At 73.0% G+C, this 26,818-nt stretch carries 28 protein-coding genes and 1 pseudogene; 17 read left to right on the forward strand and 12 right to left on the reverse strand.

Features of this window, described 5'->3' with window-relative positions; translation table 11 throughout:
* Nucleotides 1-263: 263 nt before the first annotated feature.
* Complete coding sequence (locus tag ACZ67M_RS17400; protein WP_392101605.1) at nt 264-1,727, forward strand: alpha/beta hydrolase; 1,464 nt, start codon at nt 264-266, stop codon at nt 1,725-1,727.
* Nucleotides 1,728-1,873: 146 nt separating this feature from the next.
* On the opposite strand, the gene ACZ67M_RS17405 is transcribed toward ACZ67M_RS17400, so the two are convergent.
* Entirely contained in the window at nt 1,874-2,317 is a 444-nt protein-coding gene (locus ACZ67M_RS17405; protein ID WP_469851568.1) for an ATP-binding protein, read from the reverse strand.
* Between the two features lie 311 nt (nt 2,318-2,628).
* Between ACZ67M_RS17405 and ACZ67M_RS17410 the strand changes: the two genes are divergently transcribed.
* Nucleotides 2,629-2,967 (forward strand): STAS domain-containing protein, encoded by a 339-nt coding sequence (locus ACZ67M_RS17410; RefSeq protein WP_469851570.1) that lies wholly within the window; start codon nt 2,629-2,631, stop codon nt 2,965-2,967.
* An 88-nt stretch (nt 2,968-3,055) separates the two neighbouring features.
* On the opposite strand, the gene ACZ67M_RS17415 is transcribed toward ACZ67M_RS17410, so the two are convergent.
* Nucleotides 3,056-3,232, reverse strand: a complete 177-nt coding sequence (locus ACZ67M_RS17415; protein WP_385795780.1) for a hypothetical protein — start codon at nt 3,230-3,232, stop codon at nt 3,056-3,058.
* A gap of 326 nt (nt 3,233-3,558) precedes the next feature.
* On the opposite strand from ACZ67M_RS17415, the gene malX reads away from it, so the two are divergent.
* The 4 genes from malX to ACZ67M_RS17435 all read left to right on the forward strand — a co-directional run bounded on the left by malX (nt 3,559) and on the right by ACZ67M_RS17435 (nt 7,528).
* Nucleotides 3,559-5,196, forward strand: a complete 1,638-nt coding sequence (gene malX, locus ACZ67M_RS17420) for a maltose/glucose-specific PTS transporter subunit IIBC (protein WP_469851572.1) — start codon at nt 3,559-3,561, stop codon at nt 5,194-5,196.
* A 2-nt stretch (nt 5,197-5,198) separates the two neighbouring features.
* Nucleotides 5,199-6,371 (forward strand): MalY/PatB family protein, encoded by a 1,173-nt coding sequence (locus ACZ67M_RS17425; protein WP_469851574.1) that lies wholly within the window; start codon nt 5,199-5,201, stop codon nt 6,369-6,371.
* A gap of 94 nt (nt 6,372-6,465) precedes the next feature.
* Entirely contained in the window at nt 6,466-6,636 is a 171-nt protein-coding gene (gene rpmF, locus ACZ67M_RS17430) for a 50S ribosomal protein L32 (RefSeq protein ID WP_361363645.1), read from the forward strand.
* Between the two features lie 106 nt (nt 6,637-6,742).
* Nucleotides 6,743-7,528: an alpha/beta fold hydrolase gene (locus tag ACZ67M_RS17435; RefSeq protein WP_361363642.1), complete on the forward strand. Its 786-nt coding sequence runs from the start codon at nt 6,743-6,745 to the stop codon at nt 7,526-7,528.
* 7 nt (nt 7,529-7,535) lie between these two features.
* On the opposite strand, the gene ACZ67M_RS17440 is transcribed toward ACZ67M_RS17435, so the two are convergent.
* From ACZ67M_RS17440 to ACZ67M_RS17455, 4 genes are read right to left on the reverse strand one after another with little or no spacing between them, the layout of a single operon-like run.
* Nucleotides 7,536-8,549: a DUF2891 domain-containing protein gene (locus tag ACZ67M_RS17440; RefSeq protein WP_392013054.1), complete on the reverse strand. Its 1,014-nt coding sequence runs from the start codon at nt 8,547-8,549 to the stop codon at nt 7,536-7,538.
* Nucleotides 8,549-9,199 (reverse strand): pyroglutamyl-peptidase I, encoded by a 651-nt coding sequence (pcp, locus tag ACZ67M_RS17445; protein ID WP_469851577.1) that lies wholly within the window; start codon nt 9,197-9,199, stop codon nt 8,549-8,551. The genes ACZ67M_RS17440 and pcp overlap by 1 nt, the downstream gene beginning before the upstream one ends.
* A 35-nt stretch (nt 9,200-9,234) precedes the next feature.
* Nucleotides 9,235-10,209 carry a DUF979 domain-containing protein gene (locus ACZ67M_RS17450; protein WP_385795794.1) on the reverse strand — a complete coding sequence of 325 codons (975 nt, stop codon included), beginning with the start codon at nt 10,207-10,209 and terminating at the stop codon, nt 9,235-9,237.
* Complete coding sequence (locus tag ACZ67M_RS17455; protein WP_385795796.1) at nt 10,206-10,925, reverse strand: DUF969 domain-containing protein; 720 nt, start codon at nt 10,923-10,925, stop codon at nt 10,206-10,208. Before ACZ67M_RS17455 ends, ACZ67M_RS17450 begins: the two co-directional genes overlap by 4 nt.
* 220 nt (nt 10,926-11,145) lie before the next feature.
* On the opposite strand from ACZ67M_RS17455, the gene ACZ67M_RS17460 reads away from it, so the two are divergent.
* The 5 genes from ACZ67M_RS17460 (at nt 11,146) to ACZ67M_RS17480 (ending at nt 15,130) form a co-directional block, all read left to right on the forward strand.
* Nucleotides 11,146-11,898, forward strand: a complete 753-nt coding sequence (locus ACZ67M_RS17460; RefSeq protein WP_469851580.1) for a LamB/YcsF family protein — start codon at nt 11,146-11,148, stop codon at nt 11,896-11,898.
* Complete coding sequence (locus ACZ67M_RS17465) at nt 11,895-12,557, forward strand: 5-oxoprolinase subunit B family protein (protein WP_469851582.1); 663 nt, start codon at nt 11,895-11,897, stop codon at nt 12,555-12,557. Before ACZ67M_RS17460 ends, ACZ67M_RS17465 begins: the two co-directional genes overlap by 4 nt.
* Nucleotides 12,554-13,411 (forward strand): 5-oxoprolinase subunit C family protein, encoded by an 858-nt coding sequence (locus ACZ67M_RS17470; protein WP_469851584.1) that lies wholly within the window; start codon nt 12,554-12,556, stop codon nt 13,409-13,411. The genes ACZ67M_RS17465 and ACZ67M_RS17470 overlap by 4 nt, the downstream gene beginning before the upstream one ends.
* 117 nt (nt 13,412-13,528) lie before the next feature.
* Entirely contained in the window at nt 13,529-14,041 is a 513-nt protein-coding gene (locus tag ACZ67M_RS17475) for a hypothetical protein (RefSeq protein WP_469851586.1), read from the forward strand.
* Nucleotides 14,042-14,080: 39 nt separating this feature from the next.
* Nucleotides 14,081-15,130 carry an ArsR/SmtB family transcription factor gene (locus tag ACZ67M_RS17480; RefSeq protein WP_469851587.1) on the forward strand — a complete coding sequence of 350 codons (1,050 nt, stop codon included), beginning with the start codon at nt 14,081-14,083 and terminating at the stop codon, nt 15,128-15,130.
* Here the strand turns inward: ACZ67M_RS17480 and ACZ67M_RS17485 are convergent.
* The 3 genes from ACZ67M_RS17485 to ACZ67M_RS17495 form a co-directional block, all read right to left on the reverse strand.
* Nucleotides 15,067-16,359 (reverse strand): hypothetical protein, encoded by a 1,293-nt coding sequence (locus tag ACZ67M_RS17485; RefSeq protein ID WP_469851588.1) that lies wholly within the window; start codon nt 16,357-16,359, stop codon nt 15,067-15,069. The two genes, ACZ67M_RS17480 and ACZ67M_RS17485, sit on opposite strands and share 64 nt — an antisense overlap.
* Nucleotides 16,353-17,729, reverse strand: coding sequence for an N-acetylmuramoyl-L-alanine amidase (locus tag ACZ67M_RS17490; protein ID WP_385795812.1), 1,377 nt, complete (start codon nt 17,727-17,729; stop codon nt 16,353-16,355). Before ACZ67M_RS17490 ends, ACZ67M_RS17485 begins: the two co-directional genes overlap by 7 nt.
* Before the next feature lie 400 nt (nt 17,730-18,129).
* The gene (locus ACZ67M_RS17495; protein ID WP_392013064.1) at nt 18,130-18,378 is read right to left on the reverse strand and encodes a hypothetical protein; all 249 of its coding nucleotides are present in this window, start codon (nt 18,376-18,378) and stop codon (nt 18,130-18,132) included.
* Between the two features lie 173 nt (nt 18,379-18,551).
* Between ACZ67M_RS17495 and ACZ67M_RS17500 the strand changes: the two genes are divergently transcribed.
* On the forward strand, nt 18,552-19,655 hold the full coding sequence (locus ACZ67M_RS17500; protein WP_469851589.1) for an ABC transporter substrate-binding protein: 1,104 nt from the start codon (nt 18,552-18,554) through the stop codon (nt 19,653-19,655).
* A 336-nt stretch (nt 19,656-19,991) separates the two neighbouring features.
* On the opposite strand, the gene ACZ67M_RS17505 is transcribed toward ACZ67M_RS17500, so the two are convergent.
* Nucleotides 19,992-20,555 carry a TetR/AcrR family transcriptional regulator gene (locus ACZ67M_RS17505; RefSeq protein ID WP_361363604.1) on the reverse strand — a complete coding sequence of 188 codons (564 nt, stop codon included), beginning with the start codon at nt 20,553-20,555 and terminating at the stop codon, nt 19,992-19,994.
* 110 nt (nt 20,556-20,665) lie between these two features.
* On the opposite strand from ACZ67M_RS17505, the gene ACZ67M_RS17510 reads away from it, so the two are divergent.
* The 4 genes and pseudogenes from ACZ67M_RS17510 to ACZ67M_RS17525 all read left to right on the forward strand — a co-directional run.
* On the forward strand, nt 20,666-21,574 hold the full coding sequence (locus ACZ67M_RS17510) for an NmrA/HSCARG family protein (protein ID WP_469851590.1): 909 nt from the start codon (nt 20,666-20,668) through the stop codon (nt 21,572-21,574).
* Nucleotides 21,575-21,667: 93 nt separating this feature from the next.
* Nucleotides 21,668-22,114, forward strand: a complete 447-nt coding sequence (locus tag ACZ67M_RS17515) for a MarR family winged helix-turn-helix transcriptional regulator (protein WP_122619298.1) — start codon at nt 21,668-21,670, stop codon at nt 22,112-22,114.
* Between the two features lie 64 nt (nt 22,115-22,178).
* Nucleotides 22,179-23,522, forward strand: coding sequence for an MFS transporter (locus ACZ67M_RS17520; protein WP_361363770.1), 1,344 nt, complete (start codon nt 22,179-22,181; stop codon nt 23,520-23,522).
* Nucleotides 23,512-23,649, forward strand: a pseudogene (locus ACZ67M_RS17525) (rhamnose ABC transporter substrate-binding protein); the annotation flags it as partial. The gene ACZ67M_RS17520 and the pseudogene ACZ67M_RS17525, both read left to right, overlap by 11 nt.
* Here ACZ67M_RS17525 and ACZ67M_RS17530 read toward each other — a convergent pair.
* Nucleotides 23,645-24,625, reverse strand: coding sequence for an MASE1 domain-containing protein (locus ACZ67M_RS17530; protein WP_392013067.1), 981 nt, complete (start codon nt 24,623-24,625; stop codon nt 23,645-23,647). The pseudogene ACZ67M_RS17525 and the gene ACZ67M_RS17530 overlap by 5 nt on opposite strands.
* Nucleotides 24,626-24,683: 58 nt before the next feature.
* Nucleotides 24,684-25,514, reverse strand: a complete 831-nt coding sequence (locus ACZ67M_RS17535; protein WP_467324367.1) for a PP2C family protein-serine/threonine phosphatase — start codon at nt 25,512-25,514, stop codon at nt 24,684-24,686.
* A gap of 373 nt (nt 25,515-25,887) precedes the next feature.
* On the opposite strand from ACZ67M_RS17535, the gene ACZ67M_RS17540 reads away from it, so the two are divergent.
* Entirely contained in the window at nt 25,888-26,787 is a 900-nt protein-coding gene (locus tag ACZ67M_RS17540; protein WP_467324366.1) for an NAD-dependent protein deacetylase, read from the forward strand.
* Nucleotides 26,788-26,818: the final 31 nt, after the last annotated feature.

A 26,818-nucleotide genomic window follows, 5' to 3' on the forward strand; every position in this document is an offset into this window, starting at 1 on the left:
CCCGCCCTTCCCACCCCATGCCTGCCGGATTCGCCCGTGGGTCGAGGCTCACGTCGGAGGCGGTCCGCCCAGGTGAGAGGCGTGCCGGCGGACCCTCGTACGAGCGGGAGGTCCGACCGGGGACCAACCCCCCTCGGACCCAGGTCTGACTCCTGCCTGGCCCACGGTCGGGGCGGAGGACGTCCGCACGGCCGATGTGCCAGGCGGAGCCGGTGCGCAGACTCGTCACGTGCCGGTCCGCCCCCCCCACAGGAGGACACCTCATGCGCCGAAGTATGTCCCTGACCCTCACCGCCGCGGCCTTGGCGGCCACCGCGCTGCCGGCGGCAGCCTCGCCGGCGGCCGACACCGGGACACCACCACCGAGCACCTTGGAGTGGGGCCCGTGCCCCGAGGGCGCCGACGCGCCGCGCCTGCGGTGCTCGACCCTCGAAGTCCCGCTGGACTACCGCGATCCGGACGGCCGGCGGATCGAGATCGCCGTCTCCCGTCTGGCGAGCGAGAAGCCGTCCCGGCGGCGCGGCGTCCTGATCACCAACCCGGGCGGTCCGGGCGGGTCGGGACTGACGTATCCGGCCGTCCTCGCCGCCTCGGGCCTGCCGCGCGGCGTCCTCGACTCCTACGACATCATCGGCTTCGACCCGCGCGGGGTCGGCCGCAGCGCACCCGTGACCTGTGACCTGACGCAGGAACAGCAGTGGCGCGGCAACTTCCCTCCCTACGCGCGCACCGCGGCCGACGTGACCCGCGAGGTCCCGTACGCGCGGAAGATCGCCGAACAGTGCGCCGGCTCGCGGACGGCATGGATGCTGCCGCACACCACCACCGCCAACACCGCGCGGGACATGGACCGCCTGCGCGCCGCCCTGGGCGAGAAGAAGGTCTCCTACCTCGGCGCCTCGTACGGCAGTTACCTCGGCGCGGTCTACGCGACGCTGTTCCCGCGGCGCGGCGACCGGATCGTCCTCGACAGCAACATGGGGCCCGGCGGGTACGACATCACGGCCATGCGGCTGCTCGCCCGGGGAATGGAGGACCGCTTCCCCGACTTCGCCGCGTTCGCCGCCGCCCACCCCGAGTACGGTCTCGGCTCCACGCCGGGGCAGGTCAGGGCGAAGTACTACGAGCTGGTGGAGCGGCTGGACGCCGAGCCCGTGCAGGGTGTCAACGGGATCGCCTTCCGCGGGCACACCTTCGAACAGCTCTACGCGGACGGCTCCATGCCGAAGCTGGCCGAGTTCTGGCGGGCGGTCGACACGGGAGCCGAACTACCGGTTCCCGAACCGCCCGCGACGCTGGAGAACCTGCTGGCCTCGCGCTTCGCCGTGGTCTGCGGTGACTCGCGCTGGCCGGGTGCGGTCCGTCAATACCAGCGCAACGTCGCCGTCGACCGGCTCAAGTACCCGATGCTCGGCGGCTCGACGGCGAGCATCAACCCTTGCGCGTTCTGGCCCGAGGAGCGGACCGAACCACCGGTGCGCATCACCGGCCGGGGGCCCTCGAACGTACTGATGGTGCAGAACGAGCGCGACCCGGGCACACCGCTCGCCGGCGCGCTGGAGCTGCGGCGGGCGTTCGGCGAGCGGGCCACGATGGTGACCGCCGACCAGGGCGGCCACGGTGTCTATCCGTACGGCCGCAACACGTGCGCCAACGACGCGGCGACGGCCTTCCTCACGACGGGGGAACGGCCCGCGCGGGACGTCGCCTGCGCCGCCCGGCCGTAGCCGGCCCTCTGGGCGCGACGAGCCGCTCCCACGACGGTCCCAGTGTCGGGGCCGTCGTGCCGGCGCCCGCTGGGTACGAGACCGTCCGCGGCCCGGTCAGCGGTGTCCGTCCCGGTCCGGTCGAGGCAGCGGGCGGTGCGCAAACGTCACAGCGGCAGGCAGGCCACTATCGTCTTGCCGCCGCCGTGCGGCAGCGGCCGGACGTAGAGGGTGCGGCACAGACGGCTCGCCAGCGCCCAGCCGAAGCCGCCCGGCGTGCTGCGCTCCGCCTCCAGCACATGGGGCGAGAGCGGGCTGCGGTCGGTGATCTGGAGCATCAGCTCACCATGCACGACATGCGCGCTGAACGCCGTGAGACCGCCGCCGTGCCGGTTGGCGTTGGTCACCAACTCGCTGGTCACCAGCAGCGCGTCCGCCACCTCGGTGCCCAACGGCTCGCCCCGAACCGCGTAATGGTCGTCGAGCAGCCGCCGGACGGTGTCCCGGGCCTCACCCGCCGTCTTCGGCGGCGAACTCCCCAGCGCCCGCGGAACGAGCGGCGCCACCCCCTCGGGGGGTGTCCGCGTCAGATCCCCGCCGTGCGAATCCATCACAAACCTCCCGGTAGACCACCGGGAAAGCCATCCCGGACCGATTTGTCCCTACCTCCTGCCCCCACAGCACCAGTTCAACGCCGGCTCCCGGCGCATCACGCTCGACATACGCCCGAAGTCGGGTACTTGACGGCTCGTGAGAGGATGACAGGACAAGAGTCCGACCTTCCCTCTGGACCTGAGGGGGCCATCGGATCCGGGCGTTGCCCTCACCACGGGAAACCGGATCTGCCACCGCACGGCCGCGACCTTCCGGCCGGGCTGTCGCAGGTGGTGGACTCACACGACCCCCATGAAGGGGGGCGAGCATGAGCATCCCCATCACGATTGACGGCGACCGTGCCGTGATATCTCCGCGCGGAGCGATCGACCAGGACACCCGGTCCGGCCTGTACACCGCGGCCGACTCACTGCCGGCCTCGGTCACCTCGGTGACCTGGGACCTGCGCGCGGTCGTCTTCATGGACTCCGCGGGGCTGCACCTGCTGGAAGACCAGCACCGTACCGCCCGCCTCAGTGGCGGCAGCCTCACGCTGACCGGCCCGCAGCCCCAGCCGCTGCACCTGCTGCGCCTGGCCGCACGGATGTACCCGGCGGGCCCGTGGCGTCCGCTTCTCGCCGGGCTCCCGCCGGCGGACGCGGCCTGAAGCCGGCCGCGCCCCGCCACTCCTTGACGCTCGCCACGCCGCCGTCGTCCGTCCGCACGACCCTTCCGGTCCCGTCCGGGACGCCGGGTCAGGCGGCCGGACGGTGGACGCGGCGCCCTCCCTGCCCACGCCTCCGGCTCACCGGCACGGCGGCCGTCCCCTGCTCCCAGTCGCCCTCGGCCCTCTCCGCCGCCTCGCCCCGGTAGGCCGGGGCGAGGAAGAGGTTCTCCCACTGCGGCGCCGACACGACTCGCTGCTCACTCAACCGTTCACGCATACGCACACCTTCACTCACCGGCGGACGGCCGGCTACGGGCCACGACCGCGACCGCACACGCGGCCACACCTCCGATGTCCCGCACACCGGCGTGTAAACGTCCGGTGTGCGTGGCGGACCGACCGTGGGCGCGCGGACACCGGGCGTGACGAAAACGCCATCGCCGCGGCCGGCCCGCCGGGGCGCGCGTGGAGACCTCGGGGTGACCCGGTCCGCGGGTCGCCGGTCCATGGACAGCCCCCAACCTGCTGTGATGTGATCCGTGCGGCGGACGGACGGGTCCGTCCCCCCTCAGGCTCGAAAGTTCCGTACACATGCAGAAGACCAAGGCCGCACTCTGGGAATTCCTCCAGGGGCTCGGCAAGACGTTCATGCTCTCGGTGGCCCTGCTCGCGTTCTGCGGCATCATGCTCGGCATCGGCTCCTCCCTGTCCAGCGATGCGGTCACTGACAACGTTGCCTTTCTGAAGGGCGAGGGCTGGCACCTCGTCTTCACCTGGATGGCCAACACCGGTCTGGTCGCCTTCACGTTCCTCCCGGTCCTCTTCGCGATGGCGATTCCGCTCGGTCTCGCGCGTGAGGACAAGGGGGTGGCGGCCTTCTCGGGCTTCGTCGGCTTCGCCGCCATGAACCTCGCGGTGAACTTCTACCTCACCGCGAAGGGCGTCGACTTCGAGGACGAGAAGGCGATCGAGCACTACGGCATAGCCGACGTGCTGGGCGTGCAGTCCATCGACACGGGACTGCTCGGCGCCGTGGCCGTTGGCATCGTTGTCAGCCTGCTCCACCGGCGCTTCCGTACCCAGCGGATGCCCGACGCGCTCGCCTTCTTCGGCGGCCTGCGCTTCGTCCCGATCGTCTCCGCCCTGGCCCTGAGCGTGCTGGGTCTCCTCATCCCGCTGGTCTGGCCGACGTTCAACGGCTGGATCACGGCGGTGGGCCGGGGCATCGGGCACACGGGGGTCTTCGGGCCCTTCTTCTTCGGCATGGGAGAGGTCCTGCTGCGGCCGATCGGGCTGCACCACATCCTCGTGGCCATGTTCCGCTTCACCGACGTCGGAGGCTCCGGAGCCGTCTGCGGCGACCACGTCTCCGGCGCCCTGAACATGTTCTACGCCCAGTTGGACTGCTCGGCCACGCCGGGCTCCGCCGTCACGGACGCGACGCACTTCCTCTCGCAGGGCAAGATGGCCGCCTACCTGGGCGGTCTGCCGGGCGCCGCGCTGGCGATGTACCACTGCGCGAAGCGACGGATGCGCCCGGAGATCAAGGCCCTGCTCGTGTCCGGCGTCGTAGCCTGCGTCGTGGGCGGCATCACCGAGCCGCTGGAGTTCCTGTTCCTCTTCGTCGCCCCGTGGCTGTACGCGATCCACGCGGTCCTCGTCGGGCTCGGATTCCTCACGGCGGCCGTGCTCGGCGTCTACATCGGGAACACCGACGGCAACGTCATCGACTGGCTGGTCTTCGGCGTGCTCCAGGGCTCCACGACCAAGTGGTACCTGATTCCGGTCATCGCGGCGGTGTGGTTCGCCGTGTACTACTTCCTCTTCCGCTGGGCCATCAGGCGCTTCGACCTCAAGACTCCCGGCCGCGAGGACGACCCGGACGAGGGCGCCAAGGAGGACGCGGAGCAGCGGCACGAGGACGACGGCGCGGCGCCCTCCGGCTCGGACGCGAAGGCCGCGCCCCCGCGTGAACTGGTCGCGGGGAAGTACGACGCCGTCGCCATCCTCGACGCGATCGGCGGCGCCGACAACATCCGGTCCCTGGACAACTGCATCACCCGCCTGCGCATGACGGTCGAGGACGCCGAACGGGTCGACGAGGCACGGCTGAAGAAACTGGGTGCCGTGGGGGTCGTCAAGCTCGACGCACACAGCGTGCAGGTCATCATCGGCCCGCAGGTGCAGTCGGTGAAGGACGCCATCGCCACGATGATCCCGGTGGGCTGACCATGGCCTCGGCACCGCCCTACGACTTCGACACGCCGGTGGACCGGCGCGGCACCTGGTGCACGCAGTGGGACTACGTCCAGGACCGGTTCGGCGTGCCGGACCTGCTGCCCTTCACGATCTCCGACATGGACTTCGAGACGGCCCCCGAGATCCTGGCCGCGCTCCGCGGGCGTCTGGACCACGGAGTGCTCGGTTACTCGCGCTGGCGCCAGAGCGACTTCCTCTCCGCGATCACGCACTGGTACGCCACCCGGCACGGCACGGAGGTGGACCCGGAGTCCGTCGTGTACGCCCCTTCCGTCGTCTACCAGGTCTCGCAGTTGCTGCGCCTGTGGTCACGGCCCGGTGACGGCGTGGTCGCGCACGCCCCGATGTACGACGCCTTCCCCAAGACGGTGGCGGCCAACGGTCGCCGGCTGCGGGAGTGCCCCCTGGACGACTGGGCGGAGTTCGAACGGCTCCTGGCCCTCCCCGACACGGCCGTGCTGCTGCTGTGCTCGCCGCACAACCCCACGGGCCGGGTGTGGTCCGAGGCGGAGCTGGACCGGATGGCCCGGCTGTGCGCGCGGTACGGCGTCGCGGTCGTCAGCGACGAGATCCACTCCGACCTGGCGTACGCCCCGCACGTGCACCGCCCGTGGGCCCGGCACGGCGGCGAGGGCCGCTGGGCCGTGCTCAGTTCGGCGTCCAAGTCGTTCAACATCCCCGCGCTGACCGGGAGTTACGGCATCATCGGCGACGTGCCCTCCCGCGAGGCGTATCTGCGGCAGCTCAAGGACGCCGACGGGCTCTCCTCCCCCGCGGTGCTGTCGCTGGTCGGGCACATCGCCGCCTACCGGAGCGGGGCGCCCTGGCTGGACGCCCTGCGCGAGTACCTCGCGGGCAATCTCGCGATGGTCGCGGACCGGCTGCGCGCGGCGTTCCCCGCGCTGGGCTGGGAGCCCCCGCAGGCCGGGTACCTGGCCTGGATCGACCTGCGCCCTCTCAAGATCGACGACGACGCGCTCCAGCGCGAGTTGGTGGAGGTGGAGAAGGTGGCCGTCATGCCGGGAGCCGCCTACGGCTCCCCGGGGCTGGTGCGGCTCAACGTCGGGTGCCCCCGGTCCAAGGCGGAGGCGGGCATAGAGGCGCTGGTGCGGGCGGTGCGGCGGGTCGCACCCGATTCCCAATGAACATGGTTTTCATGTAGCGTCGGGGGCCGGCCCCGCTCCGTCGCGCGCCGGGCGCGCGGAGCTTTGCCGGCCGTCTCCCGAGAGGACCCGTTCCATGGCCGTACCCAAGCGCAAGATGTCCCGCAGCAACACCCGCCACCGCCGCGCCCAGTGGAAGGCGAGCACGCCCGCCCTGGTGCCCGTGACGGTGGACGGGGTGACCCACCGGGTCCCGCGGCACCTGGTGCCCGCCTACCGTCGGGGCCTGCTGCGGCCGGAGGACTGAGCGAGGCCCCGGGGCAACGCACCACCGCCGGGCCCCCGCGTTGCAGCCGCCCAGGTCCCGGCGGACACTGGCCGGAACTGGCAGCCTGCCGGAGAGGGCCTGGACGATGGGTGACTACGCGGACCTTCCTGGTGTCAGGACCTGGTACGAGAGCGAGGGCGCCGGCGATCCGCTGGTCCTGCTGCACGGCGGCTTCTGCACCAATGAGACCTGGGGAGCGCAGCGCGCCGATCTGGCCGCCGCCTACCGTGTCCTGCTGCCCGAGCGGCGCGCCCACGGGCACACCCCCGACGTCGACGGGCCGCTGACGTACCAGGACATGGCCGACGACACGGTGGCGTTCCTGGAAACGGTGGTGGACGCGCCCGCGCACCTGGTCGGCTGGAGCGACGGGGCCGTCGTCGCGCTGCTCGTCGCCCTCGCCCGGCCGGACCTGGTGCGCCGGGTCGTGCTGATCGGGGCGAACTTCCGGCCCGCAGGAGAGTGCTTCGTCGAGCCGGGCATGCTCGACGCGATGACCCCCGACAGCCCGGACATGGCGTTCTTCCGCGAGATGTACGAGGCCGTGTCGCCGGACGGTGCGGACCACTGGCCGGTGGTGGCGCTGAAGGTGATCGACATGTGGCGCACCCAGCCGGCCCTCACCGAACGCGAGCTGGGCCGGGTCACCGCGCCCACCCTGGTCGTGACCGGCGACGACGACCTGATGACGCTGGAGCACACGACCGCCCTGTACCGCGCGCTTCCCGACGCGCGGCTCGCCGTGCTGCCCGGCGCCTCCCACCTGGTGCCGCTGGAGAAGCCGGCCCTGGTCAACGGGCTGGTCCTGGACCACCTCGGTCAGGAGGCGGCGGTCGAGACGATGATGCCGATCCGCCGCCGGAGCGGGTGACCCGGCGTCAGGGCCGGGCGACCGGGTCGAGGGCCAGGGCGGCGAACGTGGCCAGCCAGTGGTCGGTGGTGAAGTCGCCGCGCTCCACCGCCGGCATGCCCGCCGCGAGGTGTGCCTGAGCCGCCGCGTCCAGGCGGGCGCGGACGGGGCCGTCGGGCAGGGCGTCCGCGAGGGCGCGCAGCGCGGCCGCGCGGCTGAGCGTCAGGCCGAGCAGGTGGCCGATCTGCGGGTCGGCGTGGTCGGAGACCACCGGCACCTCAAGGAGCGGGCAGGACGCACCGGAGGCGAGCGCGGGCAGGAAGCGGTCCAGCCAGGCCGCGAACCGGTCCGGCGGGAGCACCCGGCGCATCGCGTCGGCCTCGGTCAGCGCCGGGGAGAGGAAGTCCTGTCCGGACGGTTCCCAGTGCGCGGGCGCGTCGTGGTCGTCGGCGAACCAGGTGAGCAGACGGTCCCGGACGGCCCGGCCGGTCCCGGCGGACAGTTCCCCCGAGTCGAGCGCGAGGCTCAGCGCGAACGCGCTGTTGGGGTGGTTGCCGTGGCGTACGGGATAGGTGGCCTTGGGCAGCCAGCCGGCCAGCAGTTCGTCGACCGCGGTGACGGCGGGGGCCAGTGCCTCGGCCCAGCGGGTGCCCGCCGGTCCGCCGTGGGCGCGGCACTCGGCTGCCAGGGCGAGCAGCCACGCCCAGCCGTAGGGCCGCTCGAAGGACGGGTGGTCGCGGAGATAGGCGGCCTCGGTGGCGAGGTGTTCCGGGGTGAGGTGGCGGTCCAGCGCGTCGAGGGCCGGTGCGGTGTCCGGCAGTTCGGGGGTGCCGCCGTGGCGCCTGAGCAGTCGGACGAGCAGCCAGTGCATGTGCACCGAGGAGTGCCAGTCGTAGGCGCCGTAGAAGGCGGGGTGCAGGGAGGTGGGCGCGGGGTTCTCCCGCGCGGAAGTGATCAGGTGGGCCGGGAAGTTGGGGTATGCGCGGGTGATGTTGGCCAGGGCGATCCTGGCGAACGGGGCCGCGTGGGCGCCGAGCGGCATCAGTGGGTGGCTCCTTCGGTGACTTTCAGGTCGTGCTCGGCCGGGGTGCGGGCGGCGGTGGCCAGCAGGGCGCGCAGACCGTGGGCGACGGTGGCGGGCGGCAGGGACGGGGCGGTGCCGTCGGCGACCTGTTCCGGCGCCCAGGGCACGTGCGCGAACCCGCCCCGCACGTGCGGGAACTCGGTGGCTATGAGGTGGCCGAGGCCGTAGGCCACGTGGTTGCAGACGAAGGTGCCGGCCGTGTTGGAGACGGCGGCCGGGACGCCCGCATCGCGCATGGCGGCGACGCACGCCTTGACGGGAAGGGTGGAGAAGTAGGCGGCGGGGCCGTCCGGGACCACCGGTTCGTCGATGGGCTGTCCGCCGGCGTTGTCGGGGATGCGCGCGTCGTCGACGTTGATGCCGACGCGTTCGACGGTGACGCCGGGGCGGCCGCCCGCCTGGCCCAGGCAGAGGACCAGGTCGGGGCGGGCCGCCCGGACGGCGTCGCGCAGGGCGTCGAGGGACTCGCCGAAGACGCAGGGCAGTTCGGCGGCGGTGACGGTAAGCCCGGCGGGCGGTTCGGCGGCCACCAGGGTCGCCGCCTGCCAGGACGGGTTCACGCGTTCGCCGCCGAAGGGGGCGAAGCCGGTCATGAGGACGCGGGTCATGGGCGTTCCTTGCCGTGCGGGTCGGGTGGCCGGGGTCAGAAGGCGAAGAGCGCCATGATGACGGTGCAGCAGCCGAGCAGGGCGATGCCCGTCGGCAGCTGTGCCTTGATCGGGCCGTACTGGTCCTTCAGTTCGAGCAGTGTGGCCGGGACGATGTTGAAGTTCGCGGCCATCGGGGTGCACAGGGTGCCGGCGAACCCGGCCAGCATGCCGATGGCGAGGACGGCCGGCTCGTTGCCGTGCATCTGCTGGATCAGTACGGGCCAGCCGATGGCCGCCGTCATGACGGGGAACGCGGCGAACGCGTTGCCCATGATGACGGTGAACAGGAACATGCCCACGCAGTACGCGATGACGGCGAGGTACTTGGAGTCGTCCGGGAGGACCTTGTTCATGATGTCGCCGACCTGATCGCCGACACCGGCCACGGCGAAGATCGAGCCGAGCACGGCCAGCAGCTGGGGCAGCAGCAGGGCGGAGCCCATCGCCTCCAGCATGGAGCGGCCGGAGTGGACCGGGACGGACAGCTTCTTCTCGCCGGTGACCAGCATGCCGACGACGAGCGCGACGAGACAGCCGAGGCCGAGTCCCAGGAGGGTGGCCTTGCCGGTCTCGAACAGGCCGGACTCGTCCAGTACCGAGGCACAGACGATGGCGACGAGCGGGATGGTCAGCGCCGGGATGAAGATCTTGTTGCCGAGCCGGGCGGCGGAGGCCTCGCGCTGCTCACCGGTGGTGGTGACCGGGACGCCCTTGCCGAGGAAGTTGAAGCCGGCGAGCACGATCAGGGCGAGGACCGCGACGCCGAGCGGTTCGGCCGGCAGGGTCCAGTCGCCGTTCTTCGCGGTGGCGTTGGCGACGCCGGTGCCGTAGGGGAAGGTGAGACCGAGCAGTCCCCAGAACGCGGCGGACGTCCACCGCTTGGGGTTGCTGCGATCCGCGGCCATCTGCGCGGCCATGACGACGAAGACGAGGCCTATCAGCCAGTAGAGCCATTCGACCTTGATCACTTGTCGGCCCCCTCGGGAAGCGGCAGGTCGTGTTCGGCGGCGGCGAGCGCCATCTCGCGCTCCAGCTGCCGGTCCATGAGCAGCAGCCGGGCACCGTGGATGACGAAGGCGCAGACGGCCAGCGGGATCGCCCACAGGGCCAGCTGGGTCGGTTCGATGTCCTGGTGGTACGTCGAGTTGACGAAGCCGGTGATCAGGAGGATCGAGCCGATCGCGATGAAGCAGTCCTCGCCGAAGAAGACACCCACGGTGTCGGCCGAGGCCGAGTAGGAGCGCACCTTCTCGCGCCACCGCTCGGGCAGTTTGGCCCCCGTGGAGCGTTCGGCGGCCGCCTCGGCCATGGGCGCGACCAGGGGCCGCACGGTCTGGGCCGGGCCGCCGATGCTGTTGAGTCCGAACGCCGCGGTGACCTGCCGGACCAGCAGGTAGACGGTGAGGAACCGGCCGGCGCTGAGCCTGCCCAGGCGCCCGATGAGATTGCGGGCCTGTTCGCGCAGGCCGTAGCGCTCCAGCAGGCCGATCACCGGAAGCACGATGGCGTAGACGGTGACCGAGCGGCTGTCGGCGAAGGACCGGCCGAAGGCCGCGAGGACCTCCAGAGGGTCCATTTTGCCGAGCAGTCCGGTGACGATTCCGGCGACGCCCACCACGAGGACGGGGTTGCGGCGCGTGACGAATCCGAGGATCACCACGACCACACCGAGGAGAACGATCATTCGGTGGCCTTCTTCAGGCATGAGGGGGCGGGGCAGCACGGATCCGGAGCTTTCGGAGCCGTGGCTTCAGCGGTCCCCGGACCATAGCTCCAGATACGTGGCAGATGCACGGACACTAGCGATCGTTCAACGATCTAACAAGAGGTGGATTTCTCTCATCCACTTGGACGGCCACCGTCGCGCCTTGTCGGATCGTTCAACGATCGTCTACTTTCGGCATGTGATCGACCTCAACGCAGACCTCGGCGAGGGCTTCGGCCGCTGGACCCTCACCGACGACGACGCCCTGCTCTCCGTCGTCACCAGCGCCAACGTCGCCTGCGGCTTCCACGCGGGCGACCCCTCCGTGATGCGGCGCGTCTGCGCCCTCGCCGCCGAGCGCGGGGTCCGGATCGGGGCGCAGGTGTCCTACCGCGACCTGGCCGGCTTCGGACGGCGCGCCATGGACGTACCGGCGGCCGAGCTGGCGGCCGAGGTCGCGTACCAGATCGGCGCGCTCAGGGTGTTCGCCGAGGCCGCCGAGTCCGAGGTGGCCTACGTGAAACCGCACGGCGCGCTCTACAACCGCATCGTCCACGACGCCGAGCAGGCCCGGGCCGTCGTGGCGGGGGTCCGGCTGGCGGGCGGCGCGCTGCCCGTGCTGGGTCTGCCGGGCTCGCGGCTGCTCGACGCCGCCGGGGAGGCGGGTCTCACCGGTGTCCCGGAGGCCTTCGCGGACCGGGCCTACACCGCGCGGGGCACCCTCGTCCCCCGCGGCGAGGCGGACTCCGTGGTGACCGACGCGGACGCGGTGGTCGGCCGTGCGCTGGGGTTCGCGGTGCGGGGCGAGGTCGAGGCGGTGGACGGCACGACCGTCGCGGTCGCCGCCCGTTCGCTGTGCGTGCACGGCGACACCCCGGGCGCGGCCCGGATCGCGGCGCGGGTGCGCGAGGCACTGGAGGCGGCCGGGACCGGCATCGGGGCGTTCGCATGACGGACGCCCGGGCCCGCTCGGCCCGCCCCGCCGGCCGCCACGCGCTCCTCGTCGAACTGCCCGACGCCGAACACACCGCGGCCTTCCACGCCGAGGTGCTGTCCCGGCGCGCCGCCGGGACCCTGCCGCCGGTGACGGAGGTGGTCCCGGGGGCCCGGACCGTCCTGCTCGACGGGGTGCCGGACCCGGAGGCGCTGGCCCGCGAGGTCACCGGGTGGGAGGTGCCGCCGGTCCCCGACGACGACGGGGACGTGGTGGAGCTTCCCGTGCACTACGACGGTCCGGACCTGGCCGACGTGGCGGAGCTGTGGGGAGTCGCTCCCGACGAGGTCGCCGCCCGGCACGCTTCCCGGACCTATCGGGTCGCGTTCTGCGGGTTCGCGCCCGGCTTCGGCTATCTCACCGGCCTGCCCCCTCATCTCCACGTCCCTCGCAGGGCCACACCGAGGACCCGCGTGCCGGCCGGCGCGGTCGCGTTGGCCGGCCCCTACAGCGCGGTGTACCCGCGCTCCACGCCGGGCGGCTGGCAGCTGATCGGCACCATGCCGGACCCGCGGCCGCTGTGGGACCCGGCGCGTGAGCGTGCGGCGCTCCTCACGCCGGGGACCCGGGTGCGATTTGTCACAGCGGACGGCGCCTCGACGGAGGCAGCCGCATGACGGCCAAGTTCACGACCGTGCGCGCCGGGGCGCTCACCACCGTGCAGGACGCTGGCCGGCCCGGCCACGCCCACCTCGGCGTGCCACGTTCCGGAGCGCTGGACGCGCCCGCGATGCGCCTCGCCAACCGGCTGCTGGGCAACGATCCGGACGCCGCCGTCCTGGAGACCACGCTGACCGGGTGCGCCCTGCGGCCCGATCGCGGCGTCACCGTGGTCGTCGGCGGCGCGCCCTGCCCCGTGACCGTCGACGGACGGCCCGCCGCCTGGGGCGCTCCGGTGCGGGTGCCCGCGGGCGCGGTCCTGGACGTGGGGGCGGCCGCCACGGGGGTGAGGTCGTACGTGGCCGTCTCCGGGGGCATCGCCGTCGATGCCGTCCTCGGCAGCCGCTCGACCGACCTCCTGTCGGGGCTGGGGCCCCTCCCCCTGCGGGACGGCGACGTCCTCCCGGTGGGCCCGCCCGCGCGAGTTGCGCCGCCGCCCATGACCGCCCCCTGGCCCGGTCCGCCCGCCGAACTGGTCCTGCCGGTACGCCTGGGCCCCCGTGCCGACTGGTTCTCCCCGGCCGCCCTGCGCACCCTCATGTCGGCCGCCTACCGCGTCTCGCCGCACAGCAACCGCATCGGCCTGCGCACGGAGGGGCCGCCGCTGGAACGCGCGGCGACGGGCGAACTGCCAAGCGAGGGCATGGTTCTGGGCGCCGTTCAGGTCCCGCCGGACGGGCGCCCCGTGATCTTCCTGCACGACCATCCGACAACCGGGGGCTACCCGGTCGTCGCGGTCGTCGTGGAACCCGCCCTCGCGGCGGCGGCGCAGGCCGCGGCCGGAACCCGGGTGCGATTCACGCCCGGCTGACGGCCGCCCGCCACCGACGCCCTGTGGCGTACGCGCGTAGACCTCGGGCACCATCGTGCTGCACCGCATGCTCAACCACCCCACAGGAAGCATGACGTTCTGCATGGAGGTTCCAACATGAGGTCTCCAACCACGCGCATCCGGGCGGTCGTCACGGCGCTCGCCCTGGTCGCCGCACCGGGCGCGGTCGTCGTTGCCGGCGCCGGCGACGCCTTCGCGGCCACGAAGATCAGTCACGCCACGGCCACGTCGATGTTCCGCGACGTCGGCATCACCTGGTCGTCCTCCGGCAACTGCTCCAACCGGAACAACGGCACCTGTACCTCGTTCGACCAGCTCAACCTCGCCACCGAGCAGGGCGCGCAGACCCTCAAGCGGGCCACCGGGTGCGCGCTGAACATCACCGGCGGTACCGAGACCGGGCACGCCTCCGGCACGTACTCGCACTGGAACGGCTACAAGCTCGACTTCGGCAAGACCACCTGTGTCGGCAACTACATCAAGAACACGTTCACCTACATCGGCGTGCGCGGCGACGGCGCTCCGCAGTGGCGGTCCGGTTCGGGCAACGTCTACGCCGACGAGGGCAACCACTGGGACGTCACCTACTACAACTGTGGCGGCTGCTGAGCCGTGACCGCGGTCGGCAGGGGAGGCACAGTGCTTCACGTGGACTTCGACGAGGGCGCGTTGACCCGGATGGGCGTGGCCCGGGGCGCCGACCCGTTGTGGGAGACGGTGCTGAGCCTCCACCTGCTGCAGAACGACCAGGAGCCCCTGGCCTACGACCCCTGGCGGCGCGAGGTGCGCGGGGCCCTGCACCGTGACGGACTCGCCGACGACGTACGGGCGTTGATGCGGCTGTGCCCGCCCACCGGGTACTTCCCGGACTTCCTGACGCCCGGTCGCGGTGACCTGGACCTGGCGGAAGGCGTGGACCGGGTGCGCTCGACGCCCCGCGGCAGACTCGTCGCCGAACTCACCCGGCTCTGCGCGGACCTGCGCGGCCCGGTGCCGCGCAGTGTGCGGTGGGTGGCCTCCGGGGACGCGACCGCGCTGCGCTGGCTGGGCACCACGCTGCGCCGCTACCACGCCGTGGCCGTGGCGCCGTACCTGCCCGTGATCCGTGCCCGGGCCGCGGAGGACCGCGCCCGGCGTGCCGAGGCGGCGCTGTCCGGTGGCGCGGAGGGCCTGCTCGCGAGTTACACGGACCTGCCGGGCTGGCGGCGCGACGGCACCCTGCTCGCCGCCCCCTACCCCGAACCCCGGTCGCTGAGGCTGGGCGGGCGCCCGCTGACGCTGGTCCCCGCCTTCTTCTGCGTACGGACCCCGCTGGCCCTGGTGGACGAGTCGCTGCCGCCGGTCCTCGTACACCCGCTGTGCCCGGAGCCGGGCTGGCTGCCGCGCCTGCGCGCCGATGCGGCGAGACCGTCGGTCGACCGGCTGACCGGGCCGTCGCGGGCGCGGATGCTGGAGTCGCTGGAGACGCCGATGACCACGACCTCGCTCGCCGCGGCGCTGTGCCTGGCACCGTCCACGGCGAGCCGCCACGCCGCCGTACTGCGTGAGGCGGGGCTGGTGGCGACCCGCCGCGAGGGCAACCGGGTGCTGCACCGGCGTACCGCGCTGGGGTCGGCGCTGCTGGACGGGGCCGTTCAGCAGGTGGGCACGCCGGGGAGCCAGGAGTCGGCGACGTCGATGAAGATGTTGGAGACGTAGCCGCCGTAGTCGGGCAGGTAGGACCAGGCGTCGTTGCTGTAGCCGTCGTAGTTCACCAGCTCGCCGTGGACCTGGCAGCGGACCCGGACGGTCGTCGGTCCGGACAGGCTCGCCACCCGGGTGGAGCCGGTCGTCGCCTGCTGACGGATGCTCACGTCGGTGCCCCAGGTCGGGAACGACGTGGTGTCGCCGCCGGCGTCGGTCCACAGGTAGGTGACGGTCACCCAGCCGTTGTCGTTGAGGCCCACGTTGTAGAAGGTGCCGTCGGCCAGGTCGATGCCGGCCGGGTTGGCGACCTGGCGGCCGAACTCGTCGCGACCGCCGTTGTAGCCGTTCTCGTACGCCGCCTGCGCCTCGGGCAGGCCGCGCGGCAGGTCCTTCCACTGCTCGCGCTGCGTGGAGGGGTTCCAGTGGTCGTCGTGCGTGTTCCACGGGCCGACGTCCCACACGGGGGCCGTCTCGCAGCGGGCGGGACCGCACACCTGCACCGAGTACTGTGCGCTGCCCTTGGGCGACAGGGCCCGCCGGGAGGGGAGCGCCACGAAGTGGTCGTTCGCCTTGATGACGTGGCCGTTGGCCGTGGTGTGGCCGACGAGGCCCTCGCGGGTGGCGTAGACGCGGGCGGAGAAGGCGGCGGCCGTCGGTGTGGACCCGGCGGAGACGCTGCCCGTGTCGTCGGCCGTCAGGGTCAGGGCGCGGACGGCGGCCGTGGCCTCGCCCTTGGCGTTCCACAGGGTGAGCCGGGCCTGGACGTCGACGACGTCGCGCGGCAGTCGCGCCGGGTTGCCGGCCGCCGCCCGCCGCCACTCGGTCCAGGTTCCGTCGGCGGCCCGTCCGCGCACGTCGATCTCGACGTCCGCCGCCTCGGGCACGGTCGCGTCGAGGTCCACGGCGACCCGGTTCACCGGCCGTTCCACGTGGTGGGTCTCCAGGACGGCGGAGGCATAGCCGCGGTCCCGGTCCAGGGAGGCGGGGCTGACGGAGCCGTCCCACACCCGCAGGGCGCCCTCCCCGTACCGGACGTTGACGTCGTCGCCGCCCGCCGGGGACAGGTCGGGGTGCCAGGACTCCGACGCGGGCGCGGGGGTGGTGCCGGCGGCCGGCGCGGGAGCCGCGGCCAGTGCAGTGCCGGCGAGGGCGAGCAGGCACACGGTGCCGGTCAGGGCGCGCGTGGGACGCGGTCCGCGGCGCGGGACGGATCCCGGGCGCGGGGTGGGAGGGGTCAGCATGTGGGCACTCCTGGGAGCCAGGCGTCGTCGACGTCGATGAAGATGTTGGACACGTATCCGCCGTAGTCCGGCAGGTACGACCAGGCATCGTTGCTGTAGCCGTCGTACTCGACGAGCCCTCCGTGGACCTGGCAGGCCACGCGGACGGAGGTCGGTCCGGGCAGACTCGCCACCCGGGCGGAGTCCGTCGACGGCTGCTGACGGACGCTCACGTCCGTGCCCCACGTCGGGAACGGGGTGCCGGTGCCGCCGCCGTCGCCGCGGACCAGGCTCATGTAGTAGGCCCAGTCCCAGTGCGGGCCGGGGTCGGTGTGGTCGTTGCCGGGCACCTCGCTGTGTCCCACGATGTGCGCGCGGTCCCGGGGGATGCCGTACCTGTCGGTGAGGTGACGGGTCAGCGCCGCCGACGAGCGGTACATGGCGTCGGTGAACCAGGCGGGGTCGCTGACGTACCCCTCGTGTTCCACTCCCACGGAGTAGGGGTTGGCCGAGCGCGCGTGCCAGGCGGTGTCGCCCTCGCGGACGCTCTGGGTGATCTGGCCGTCGGAGGACCGCACCACGTAGTGGGCGCTGACCTGGGCCGACGGGTTCTGGAACCAGCTGATGGAGCCCGCGTACGAGCCCTGCGTGACATGGACGACCACGGTGGTGATCGCCGAGTTGCGGCCCGCGGTGTAGTTGCCGGAGTACGCCGGGTTCCAGAGGGCCGGCGGGTAGTCGGCGGACGCGCTCGCCCCGGCGCCGGTGTCGGTGGCGGCGTACTCTCCGCGCTGGGGCCGGACCTCGCGCGGGGCGACGGCGACCTGCTCGCCGCCGTCCACACGGGTCCGGACGCCGTCGCCGAGGAGGTCGAAGACTGCGTCGGCGTACAGGCGCGCGGCGGCGTCGCCGCCGGAGGTTCCGTAGCGGGCGGCGACCGGGTACCAGGCGCCGAGGCGGTCCCGGTCCGCGGCGTCGAGCCCGGCCTCGTCGGCCAGGGCGCGCAGCACGGCGGCGCCGCCGTGGATGTTGGCGCCGGTGTCGCGTTTCAGGTCGGCGACGCTCTCGCCGGTGAGTCGCGCGGCCTGTTCCAGGGTGCGCCGTTCCGGGTTGCTGACCAGGTGCATCATGCCGTAGCCGTTGTCCTGGCTGGGCAGGCCGTCGTGGCCGTCCAGGCGGGTCTCGCCGTAGCCGACGGCGACCAGCAGGTCCCGGGGGACGTCGTAGGCGACGGCCGCGCGGGCGAATGCCTGGTTGACGGAGTCGTCCGGTGCGTGGGGCGCGGGTGCGGCGGCGGCCGGGGACGGCTGGCCGGTGAGGGCGAGTGCGGCCGCGATTACCGCGGCGCACAGTGCGGTTCTCGCGCGTTGGGCGGGGAGTGGGGAGGACATGTGGGGGTGCTCCGCTCTCTCCGGTGCCCACGGGATGTGGGGGCGGTTCGCGTGCGGCCGGGAGTCTCCTGGGGGCGCCCGGCGGTGGCCGCGCGGGCACCGGGGGTGCGCGGCCGGCCGGTCTCGCGAACGGGCCCGCGCGGGACGGGAGTTCGCGCACACCGGTCGCCGCATGATGGATCGTCATGCTTGTCGTGAGCAAGTCATTGCAGCCTGAGCGAAAGACCGCGCCACCGACCGGTCCGCCTCCTGGCGGTACGCGGCTCCGCCGGGCGTCATCCGGTGCCTGCTGAGGGTGATGTCCCCGGTGACCTCGGGGGAGGTCACCTCGCCCAGGCGCACGTCATGCCGCCGACGGCGACGTCGGTCACGACCTCGACGGTGACCGGTTCGGTGGCCATCAGTGTCCGTGTCCCCCGCCCATGTCCATGTCGTCCGTGCCGCCCTCGTCGCCGGTGCCGGTGCCGCCGCCCGTCGTCGCGGGACCGTGCATGCCGGGCGCGACGGGGCCGACGCTCCTTCCCACTCCGTAGGACACCGCGAACACCAGCACCAGCAGCACCAGGAACCCCCACAGCGCGGGCGGGGGAAGGTAGCTGCGCGGCGGGGCGGTCGCCGGAGTGGATGCGGGGTGCCGGCTCTGCGCCATCTGTCCCATCTCCCGATCAGGTCGTACGGCTTCCGCCTGTTCGGGCCGTACCGGTACAGGAGTCGTGGCGACCCGGCTCCGGGTTCCGGGCGGGGCGCGGGAAAATTGGTTTGCCCGTCGATCGTGGCGACGGATGCAATGGCCGGAACTGTCGACCGAGGAGACGTCATCGCGTGAACACCCCCTTCGCAGCAGCTCGGACCGGCGGGCCGTCCGTCCGGATCGGCGCCCTCGTTCCGCTGTCCCGGCCGGGCTGGGTCGAGGCGGGCCGCCATCTGCTCGCCGGCCTCGAACTGGCCGTGGACGAGGTCAATGACACCGGCGGGGTGGCCGGCGGCCCGCTGGAGCTGGTGGTCCGGGACACCGCGGCCGATCCGGCGAAGGCCGCGGCGGCCGTGGAGGAGCTGGCCGGCCTGGGCGTGGCCGCCCTGGCCGGTGAGTACCACAGCGTCGTCGCCCGTGCCGCGGCCTCCGGGGCCGACGCGCTCGGCGTGCCGTACCTGTGCTCGTCGGCGGTCCTCGACACGCTCACCGAACGGCCCACGGACCGGGTGGCGCGGCTCGCACCGGCGCAGTCCCACGGATGGCGAATCTACGGGGACTTCCTGCTCGGCGCCGGCCACCGCCGTGTCGCCGTGGCGACCCAGCCGAGTGTGTACTGGGCGTCCGGGACTCGCCTCCTGCGGGAGCACCTGGCTCCGCGCGGCGCCACCGTCACCGAGTTCGACATGAGCGCGCTCTCCCCCGCGGCCCTGTGCGACGCGCTCGCCGACCACGGCGCGACGGCCCTTCTCCTCCTGCTCGGCCACCCTGATCCGGCGGTCCCCGTCGTCAGGGCCGTGCGCCGCGACCCGCGACTGGCCGGACTGACGCTCGGTGCCCCGGCCGGGCAGCCGGAGTTCGCCGAATGGGCCGCAGCGCTGGGCGCCGACGGTGCCGGGGTCCCGTTCCTGCGCTACCTGCCCGAGCGGCTCGGCCCGCTCGGCGCACGGGTCGAGGCGGCCCTTCGCACACGACTGGACGAAGCGCCTTCCTTCGTCGCCTTCGAGGGCTACGACACGGTCGCCGTCCTCGCCGACGTGCTGCGCGGGGACGGTGCGGAGCCTGCGGGCACCGCCGGGTCCTGGTCCCGGGTCGACGTCGAAGGCACCCGGGGGCGGATCCGGTTCACCCGCCCGCCCGGTATCGGCGTCCTTCAGTGGGCCTGGCCGCCGGTCCAGGTCGTGGACCGGGATCCGGCGCACCCCGACCGCTTCCGCGTCCTGCGCACCGGCTGAGCGGGCAAGGACCCGACCGGCCCCACGCGTGACGGCGCCCCTTCGAACGGGGCGCCGTCACGCGTCCGGTGGGCAGCCGCTCATCTCGGCCACGTCCGCGTAGGGCAGGCCCGCGAGTTGGGCGACCGGACATCAGGCTGTGTCCGAGGGGCGGCGAGCAGCACAGCCCGTACAACACGCCCGCACCGCATGCCGCCCTCGGGCGCACGGAGCCGCGTCGCGCGAGGAAGCGTTCGTGCGCCAACCGTCAGAGTGCAGTAGGCGGAGGCGTCCACCGGAGGGTTCCCGCCGCATCGAGGGGCGTGGGCCACGAACGGGACGGCTCCTGCCCCCTGGTCACCTCGTGGGGCTGAGGCCCTCCACGGTCAGTCCGAGCAGGCGGCGCGCCTCGGCCGCCGGGTCGGCGTGGTGCTCCGTGGCCAGGGCGATGCCGGTGACCAGCGTGAGCAGGTCGGTGGGGGTCACGCCCGGCGCCACCACGCCCTCCGCCGCGGCGCGCCGCAGCAGGGGCTCGACCGCCCCACCGAGTTTCGCCGTACAGGCGTTCACATGCTCCGGCTCGACGAGCCTGTCCTGCGCCAGCGCGTCGGCCATGCCCCGCGCGGAGGCGGCGTACTCGGTGAGAGCGCGCAGCCAGTCCAGGAGCGCGGTACGGGCGTCCTTGGCCTCGGCCGCCTCGACGGCACACACCCGCAGGGCCTCGATCCGCTCGGCGAAGACCGCTTCCAGCAGCGCGCGGCGGCCGGGAAAGTGCCGGCGCACGGTCGCCGAGCCGACACCGGCGATGCGGGCGATGCGTTCCAGGGACGCGTCGGCGCCGTGTGCGGCGACCTCCTGCTCGGCGACGGACAGGATCCGCGCGTAGTTGCGCCGCGCGTCCGCGCGCTGGTGATCAGGCATGGCGTCCTCTCGCATTGCTAAATGGCGGGCCCCTCCGTATCGTACCGGGAAGCTAAGTGGCGGGCCCCGCCACTTAGCTGCCGACTCCTGCACACCCCCCGGAGGACACCATGACCACCGATCCCACGCCCGTCCTGGTAACCGGCGCGACCGGCCGTCAGGGCGGCGCCACCGCCCGCGCCCTGCTGAAGTCGGGGGTGCCGGTCAGGGCGCTGGTCCGCGACCCCTCGACCGACCGGGCGGCGGCGGTCGCGGCGCTCGGCGCCGAACTGGTCGTCGGGGACCTGGACGACCTCGGCTCCCTGACCCGCGCCGCGGAGGGGGCCCGCGCCGTCTTCTCGGTCCAGATGCCCGACCTCGAAGGAGCCGCCTTCGCGGGCGAGGTCGCGCAGGCCGCCCGGCTGATCGAGGGCGCCAGGGCGGCCGGGGTGCCCCAGTTCATCCACACGTCGGTCTCCGGCGCCGGGCGGCACACGAGCTGGGTGCGGGGCAAATGGGCCGCGATGGAGCCCTACTACACGGCGAAGGCCGGGATCCAGGACCGCGTGCGCGAGGCCGGCTTCGCCCACTGGACGCTCCTCAAGCCGAGCTTCTTCATGGAGAACTTCCTCCCCGCCGAGGCCATCGTGTTCCCGCGCGGCCTGGAGGGCGGCCTGGTGAGCCTGCTCAAGCCCGCGACGCGACTGTCCCTGGTCGCCGTCGACGACATCGGCTCGGCCGCTGCCGCCGCCGTGACCGAGCCCGAGCGCTTCGACACCGTGGAACTGGAACTGGCGAGCGACCACCTGACCATGGCGGAGATCGCCGAGGTCCTCTCCCGCCACCTCGGCACGACGGTCGCCGCGCCCGACATGAGCGAGGAGGAGGCGGTCGCCGCCGGCATGCCCGACATGGGGTTCGGACAGTCGTCCCTCAACGAGTTCCCGCAGCCCGCCCGCCCCGAGTTCGCGCGGAAGCTGGGTCTGTCCGTCACGCCCTTCGCATCATGGGTACGGCAGCACATGCCGAGCGCGTCCTGACACCGGTGCGGCGCCCGGACGAAGACCGGCTCGCGCCGCCAAGTTATACAGGTTTATCTGTACAGCTGAGGCTGTGGAAGTTAACCTGGGCACATGAGCGAGAACCAGTACCTGTCGCCGTCGGCGGTCGAGGCGTCCCGCGAGGTCCGCGCTGTCATCAGGCGTCTGCGGCGCCGCATCCTGAAGGCGTCCGAGGCGGAGGACATCACCGTGGGCCAGGCGACGCTCCTCGCGCGCCTGTCCGACCGCGGCGGGGTCACGGCGAGCGAACTCGCCGCCGGCGAAGGCGTGCGGCACCAGTCGATGACGGCGACCATCGCTCCGCTCGCCGCCCTGGGACTGGTGGAGCGGCGACCCGACCCGGACGACGGGCGGCGCCTGCTGATCACGCTGACCGCCGAGGGCCGTCGGCGGGTCGAAGAGGACCGGCAGACGCGCAAGGAGTGGCTCGCCGGCCAGTTGCAGGACAAGTGCACGGAGGAAGAGCGCCGGGCGGTGATCGCGGCGATGGCCGTCCTGGAGCGACTCACCCGTGACTGAGCGGACGGCGGCCCGTACGCGCGACGAGGACCGGCCCGGCTTCGACCGGCGGCTGCTGCCGCCGATGCTGCTGGGTTCGGTCCTCAACCCGATCAACTCGACGATCATCGCCGTCGCCCTCGTGCCCATCGGCAGCGCCCTGGGAGCGCCGGCCTCGCAGACCGCCTGGCTGGTCTCCGCGCTCTACCTGGCCACCTCGCTCGGACAGCCGGTCGTGGGCCGGCTCATCGACCTCTTCGGACCGCGCAGGCTCTTCCTGCTCAGTACCGGCCTGGTCGGCGTGGCCGGAGTCGTCGGCGCCCTGGCACCGAACCTCGGCGTACTGATCGCCGCGCGGGTCCTGCTCGGCTTCGGCACCTGCGCCGGCTATCCCGCGGCGATGGCGCTGCTGCGCGGCGAGGCCGAGCGCACCGGGCGGGACAGTCCCGGCGGGGTACTGACCGCGCTGGCGGTGGCCAACCAGACCATCGCCGTCGTCGGCCCGCTGCTGGGCGGTCTGCTGATCGCCGCGGGCGGTTGGCGCACCACGTTCGCGCTGAACGTGCCCCTGGCCGTCGCCGCGGTGGTGCTGGGGATGCTGCGCCTGCCCAAGCCGGCCGACGGGGCCGGGCGCCCGCGGCACGGACGGCCGGCCGCGCAACTCGACCTGCCCGGCATGGCGCTGTTCGCCGCCACGCTCGTCTCGCTGCTGCTCTTCCTGATGAACCTGCACCTGCGCGACTGGTACCTGATGGCGATCACCGTCGCCGCGGGTGCGGCCTTCGCGGCGCGGGAGCTGCGCGCCACCACCCCCTTCATCGACCTGCGGGTCCTGGGCGGCAACACCCCGCTGCTCGCCACGTACGGGCGCGCGCTCGTGGCCTACGTCGTCGCGTACGCCTTCCTCTACGGCTTCACCCAGTGGACGGAGGAGGGCTTCGGGCTGTCGCCCTTCCACGCCGGGCTGGCGCAGATCCCGATGTTCCTGCTGGCGATCGGCGTCTCGGTCGTCTCCGGGCGCAGCCGGAGCGTGCGCGGGAAGCTGCTGCTCGGCGCGGCGGGGCAGATCGTCGCCTGCGTGCTGATCCTCACGCTCACCGCCGAGAGCCCGCTGTGGATGCTGCTCCTGGTCGCCCTGGTCTTCGGCGTCCCGCAGGGGCTCAACAACCTGGCCTTGCAGAACTCGGTCTACTTCCAGGCCGATCCCGAGCGCACGGCGTCCTCCGCCGGTCTGCTGCGGACCTTCGCGTACGTCGGCTCCATGATCGCCTCTGCCGCGAGCGCGGCGGCCTTCGGGCACCACGCGGACACCGGCGGCATGCACACGCTGGCCTGGGTCATGCTCGGCGCCGGGGTGGTGTACCTCCTGCTGACCGTCTTCGACCGCACCCTGGGCCGCGGGACGGCCCCGGACACACGGGCGGCGTGAACTCACCGGCCTCGGCACCCCCAACGACATACGCCCCCGCACAGGGGACGGGACCGTGGAGGCGTTCCGGCTGTGGGACCCGGCCAAGCTCGGGGAGTTGGCGGGGCACGCCGCCCCCGCGCTCAGCGAGTATCTCCGCCGGGTGCTCCCGGGTTCTGGGTGCCTCCGGCGTTCAGGTGCTGCAAGGCCTCGACCAGTTCCTTGCAGGCCCGTTCCACCGACCGCCGGGTGTTGAGCTGCTCGCTGATCACCGCGGACAGCAGGAGCGCGGTGAGCCCCAGCGTGCCGTTGAACGCCTGAAGTCTCATCAACGTCTCGATGTCGCTGAGCGCACCGAAGGCGCCGACCTCCTCGCGAGCCACGACCGTGGCCATCACCGAAGCGAAAAGGGCGCACGGTACGCCGCCCGCCAGCTGGAAGCGCAGCACGGACAGGATCAGCAGCGGATAGACCAGGAAGAGCAGGCTGACCGTGCTGTACATGATCAGCGGGACCAGCACGCAGACGACGGCGGCGAGCGCCACGGCCTCGGTCCACCGGGCCGACGGCGGCGGCAGCCGGGCACGGTACAGGAGCAGCAGCAGCGGCGTGACGAGCACGACGCCCGTCGCGTCGCCGACCCACCACGCGAGCCAGACGAGCCAGAGGTCGCCCGACGGCAGCTTGTCCGACAGGACAAGCATCCCGACACCCACCGACGAACTGATCAGCATGGCCGTCAGCGCACCCAGGAAGACGAGCGACAGCCCGTCGCGCAGGCGGCTCAGGCTCACGCGGAAACCCACCGCCCGGAGCATCAGATAGGAGCAGACGGGGGCCGCGGTGTTGCCGGCCACGATCCCGACGGCCGAGAGTCCGGGCCTTCCGAGGGAGACGATGACGAGCAGCGCGCCGAGCGCGATGCCGGGCACGCACCGTGGTCCGAAGAGCAGCAGACAGGCCACCGCGAGGCCGGTGGGCGGCCAGATGGGCGTGACGACGGCCCCGTCGGCGGTCAGCTGCTGGGACAGGCCCAGTCGCCCCGCCGCGTAGTAGAAACCGGCGACGAGCAGCGTCTCGCAGAGGAGGACGACCGGTCGCGGCCATGCACGGATATCCACCACAGAGCCATCAGACACCGGCCCCGGCCGGTCAGCGAGGCGGGAGGCGCCCCGTCCCGCCCTACGGCGTAACGACGGGTCCGCCATGGCCGACGACGAGTACGGCGGCGTCGTCCTCGTGTCCGATCAGCTCGGCGTTCTTGAGCACGGCGGCCGCGAGGGACTGCGCATCCATGCCGACGACGGCCGCGAGGCCCGCCAGCCGCGCCACCCTGTCGAGCCCGTCGTCGATGCTGAGGGAGGGCCCTTCCACGACGCCGTCCGTGACCAGGACGAGCACGCCGCCCGCGTCGAGCCGGTACCGGGTCACCGGATACTCCGCACCCTCCAGGACGCCCAGCGGCGGCCCGCCCTCGTCCTGGCAGACCTCGGCCCTGCCGTCCGCGGTGGCCCGGACACAGGGGATGTGGCCGGCCCGCGCGCTCTCCAGGACGCCGGTGGCCGGGTCGAAGCGGATGAAAGTGCAGGTGGCGAAGAGGTCCTTGTTCAGGGACAGGACGAGGTCGTTGGTCCAGGCGAGCAGCTCGCCCGGACGGCTCGTCACGGAGGCGAGCGCCCGCAGGCCGACGCGGACCTGGCCCATGAACGCCGCCGCGTCGATGGCGTGGCCCTGCACGTCACCGACGGACAGCCCGACGCGGCCGTCGGGCAGCTCGAAGGCGTCGTACCAGTCGCCGCCCACGTTGAGTCCGGCGTACGCGGGCGCGTAGCAGGCGGCCAGGTGGAAGCCGGGGACCGTGGGCAGGTCGGCGGGCAGCATGTCGCGTTGCAGGGCGATCGCCAGCTCCACCTGGGACCTGCGCAGCTCGGCCAGCTCCCGGGCCTGTGTGGTCAGCGACGCCAGCCGGGCCAGCAGCTCTTCACCGTCAGGTGCGGGACGCTTGCGGAACATCGACCACTCCCGGACCAGGACCCCTCCGTACGGGCGTCAGCCACCCACGGGCCTGGCCAGTGCAAGTGTGTCACCCGGCCCGGGGAAGGGCATGTCGGAGCGGGTCGCCGGGCGCGGCCGGGGTGGATCGCCGGAGCGGCCCGGGGGTGGATCGCCGGACCCGGCCCAGGGCTGGATCGCCGGACCCGGCCCAGGGCTGGATCGCCGGACCCGGCCCAGGGCTGGATCGCCGGACGCGGCCCGGCGCGGTTCGACAAGCCCGGGCCCGCAGCCGCACCGAGCAGCCATCGGGTGCGTCCCGGTCCCCGCCCGGAGCGAACGACGGACACGGCCCGGCGCCCAGAAACGCGCCCGGTTTCCGTACCCTTGCGGCATGCGTATGCGGCCCACTCTGAGCTGGACCCCGGGAGCGGACCTGCCGCCGGGCACGACGGACCTGGAGCCCGTCGCCGACGCGCTGGGCGCCGGCGGGGTGGTGGTGCTCAGCGGGGCCGGGATCTCGACGGAGTCGGGGATCCCCGACTACCGGGGCGAGGGCGGCAGCCTGAGCCGGCACACGCCGATGACGTACCAGGACTTCACCGGCGGCGCGGCGGCCCGGCGCCGCTACTGGGCCCGCAGCCACCTCGGCTGGCGCACCTTCGGCCGGGCGCGCCCCAACGCCGGGCACCGGTCCGTGGCCGCGTTCGGAGACCGGGGCCTGCTCGCCGGTGTGATCACCCAGAACGTCGACGGTCTGCACCAGGCGGCCGGCAGCGAGGACGTCGTCGAACTGCACGGCAGCCTGGACCGCGTCGTCTGCCTGACCTGCGGCGCGTTCAGCCCACGGCGCGAACTCGCCCGGCGGCTGGAGGCGGCCAACCCGGGCTTCGAGCCGGTGGCCGCCGGGATCAATCCGGACGGCGACGCCGACCTCACCGACGACCAGGTCGGTGACTTCCGCGTGGTGCCCTGCGCAGTCTGCGGCGGCGTCCTCAAACCGGACGTGGTGTTCTTCGGCGAGGCCGTCCCGCCCGCACGCGTGGAGCACTGCCGCGAACTGGTCCGGGGTGCCACCACTCTGCTGGTCCTCGGCTCCTCGCTGACGGTGATGTCGGGGCTGCGGTTCGTCCGCCAGGCGGCCCGCGCCGGGACGCCGGTGCTGATCGTCAACCGGGACCCGACCCGCGGCGACCGCGAGGCCGTCGCACGAATCGCGCTCCCGCTGGGCGCGGCCCTCACCACCGTGGCCGGCCGGCTCGGGATCGCCACCGACGGCACCGCGACGGCCTGACCGGAGCCGTCGAAGTCCCCGGCGTCACCCC

The sequence above is a fragment of the Streptomyces sp. NPDC107500 genome, assembly GCF_055582785.1.

Bases quoted from the DNA above. Each gene is read 5' to 3' on its own strand.
- ACZ67M_RS17400 (WP_392101605.1), top strand. From the start codon at position 264: ATGCGCCGAAGTATGTCCCTGACCCTCACCGCCGCGGCCTTGGCGGCC.
- ACZ67M_RS17405 (WP_469851568.1), bottom strand. From the start codon at position 2,317: ATGGATTCGCACGGCGGGGATCTGACGCGGACACCCCCCGAGGGGGTG.
- ACZ67M_RS17410 (WP_469851570.1), top strand. From the start codon at position 2,629: ATGAGCATCCCCATCACGATTGACGGCGACCGTGCCGTGATATCTCCG.
- malX (WP_469851572.1), top strand. From the start codon at position 3,559: ATGCAGAAGACCAAGGCCGCACTCTGGGAATTCCTCCAGGGGCTCGGC.
- ACZ67M_RS17425 (WP_469851574.1), top strand. From the start codon at position 5,199: ATGGCCTCGGCACCGCCCTACGACTTCGACACGCCGGTGGACCGGCGC.
- rpmF (WP_361363645.1), top strand. From the start codon at position 6,466: ATGGCCGTACCCAAGCGCAAGATGTCCCGCAGCAACACCCGCCACCGC.
- ACZ67M_RS17435 (WP_361363642.1), top strand. From the start codon at position 6,743: ATGGGTGACTACGCGGACCTTCCTGGTGTCAGGACCTGGTACGAGAGC.
- ACZ67M_RS17440 (WP_392013054.1), bottom strand. From the start codon at position 8,549: ATGCCGCTCGGCGCCCACGCGGCCCCGTTCGCCAGGATCGCCCTGGCC.
- pcp (WP_469851577.1), bottom strand. From the start codon at position 9,199: ATGACCCGCGTCCTCATGACCGGCTTCGCCCCCTTCGGCGGCGAACGC.
- ACZ67M_RS17455 (WP_385795796.1), bottom strand. From the start codon at position 10,925: ATGATCGTTCTCCTCGGTGTGGTCGTGGTGATCCTCGGATTCGTCACG.
- ACZ67M_RS17465 (WP_469851582.1), top strand. From the start codon at position 11,895: ATGACGGACGCCCGGGCCCGCTCGGCCCGCCCCGCCGGCCGCCACGCG.
- ACZ67M_RS17470 (WP_469851584.1), top strand. From the start codon at position 12,554: ATGACGGCCAAGTTCACGACCGTGCGCGCCGGGGCGCTCACCACCGTG.
- ACZ67M_RS17475 (WP_469851586.1), top strand. From the start codon at position 13,529: ATGAGGTCTCCAACCACGCGCATCCGGGCGGTCGTCACGGCGCTCGCC.
- ACZ67M_RS17485 (WP_469851588.1), bottom strand. From the start codon at position 16,359: ATGCTGACCCCTCCCACCCCGCGCCCGGGATCCGTCCCGCGCCGCGGA.
- ACZ67M_RS17490 (WP_385795812.1), bottom strand. From the start codon at position 17,729: ATGTCCTCCCCACTCCCCGCCCAACGCGCGAGAACCGCACTGTGCGCC.
- ACZ67M_RS17495 (WP_392013064.1), bottom strand. From the start codon at position 18,378: ATGGCGCAGAGCCGGCACCCCGCATCCACTCCGGCGACCGCCCCGCCG.
- ACZ67M_RS17505 (WP_361363604.1), bottom strand. From the start codon at position 20,555: ATGCCTGATCACCAGCGCGCGGACGCGCGGCGCAACTACGCGCGGATC.
- ACZ67M_RS17510 (WP_469851590.1), top strand. From the start codon at position 20,666: ATGACCACCGATCCCACGCCCGTCCTGGTAACCGGCGCGACCGGCCGT.
- ACZ67M_RS17515 (WP_122619298.1), top strand. From the start codon at position 21,668: ATGAGCGAGAACCAGTACCTGTCGCCGTCGGCGGTCGAGGCGTCCCGC.
- ACZ67M_RS17520 (WP_361363770.1), top strand. From the start codon at position 22,179: ATGCTGCTGGGTTCGGTCCTCAACCCGATCAACTCGACGATCATCGCC.
- ACZ67M_RS17535 (WP_467324367.1), bottom strand. From the start codon at position 25,514: ATGTTCCGCAAGCGTCCCGCACCTGACGGTGAAGAGCTGCTGGCCCGG.
- ACZ67M_RS17540 (WP_467324366.1), top strand. From the start codon at position 25,888: ATGCGTATGCGGCCCACTCTGAGCTGGACCCCGGGAGCGGACCTGCCG.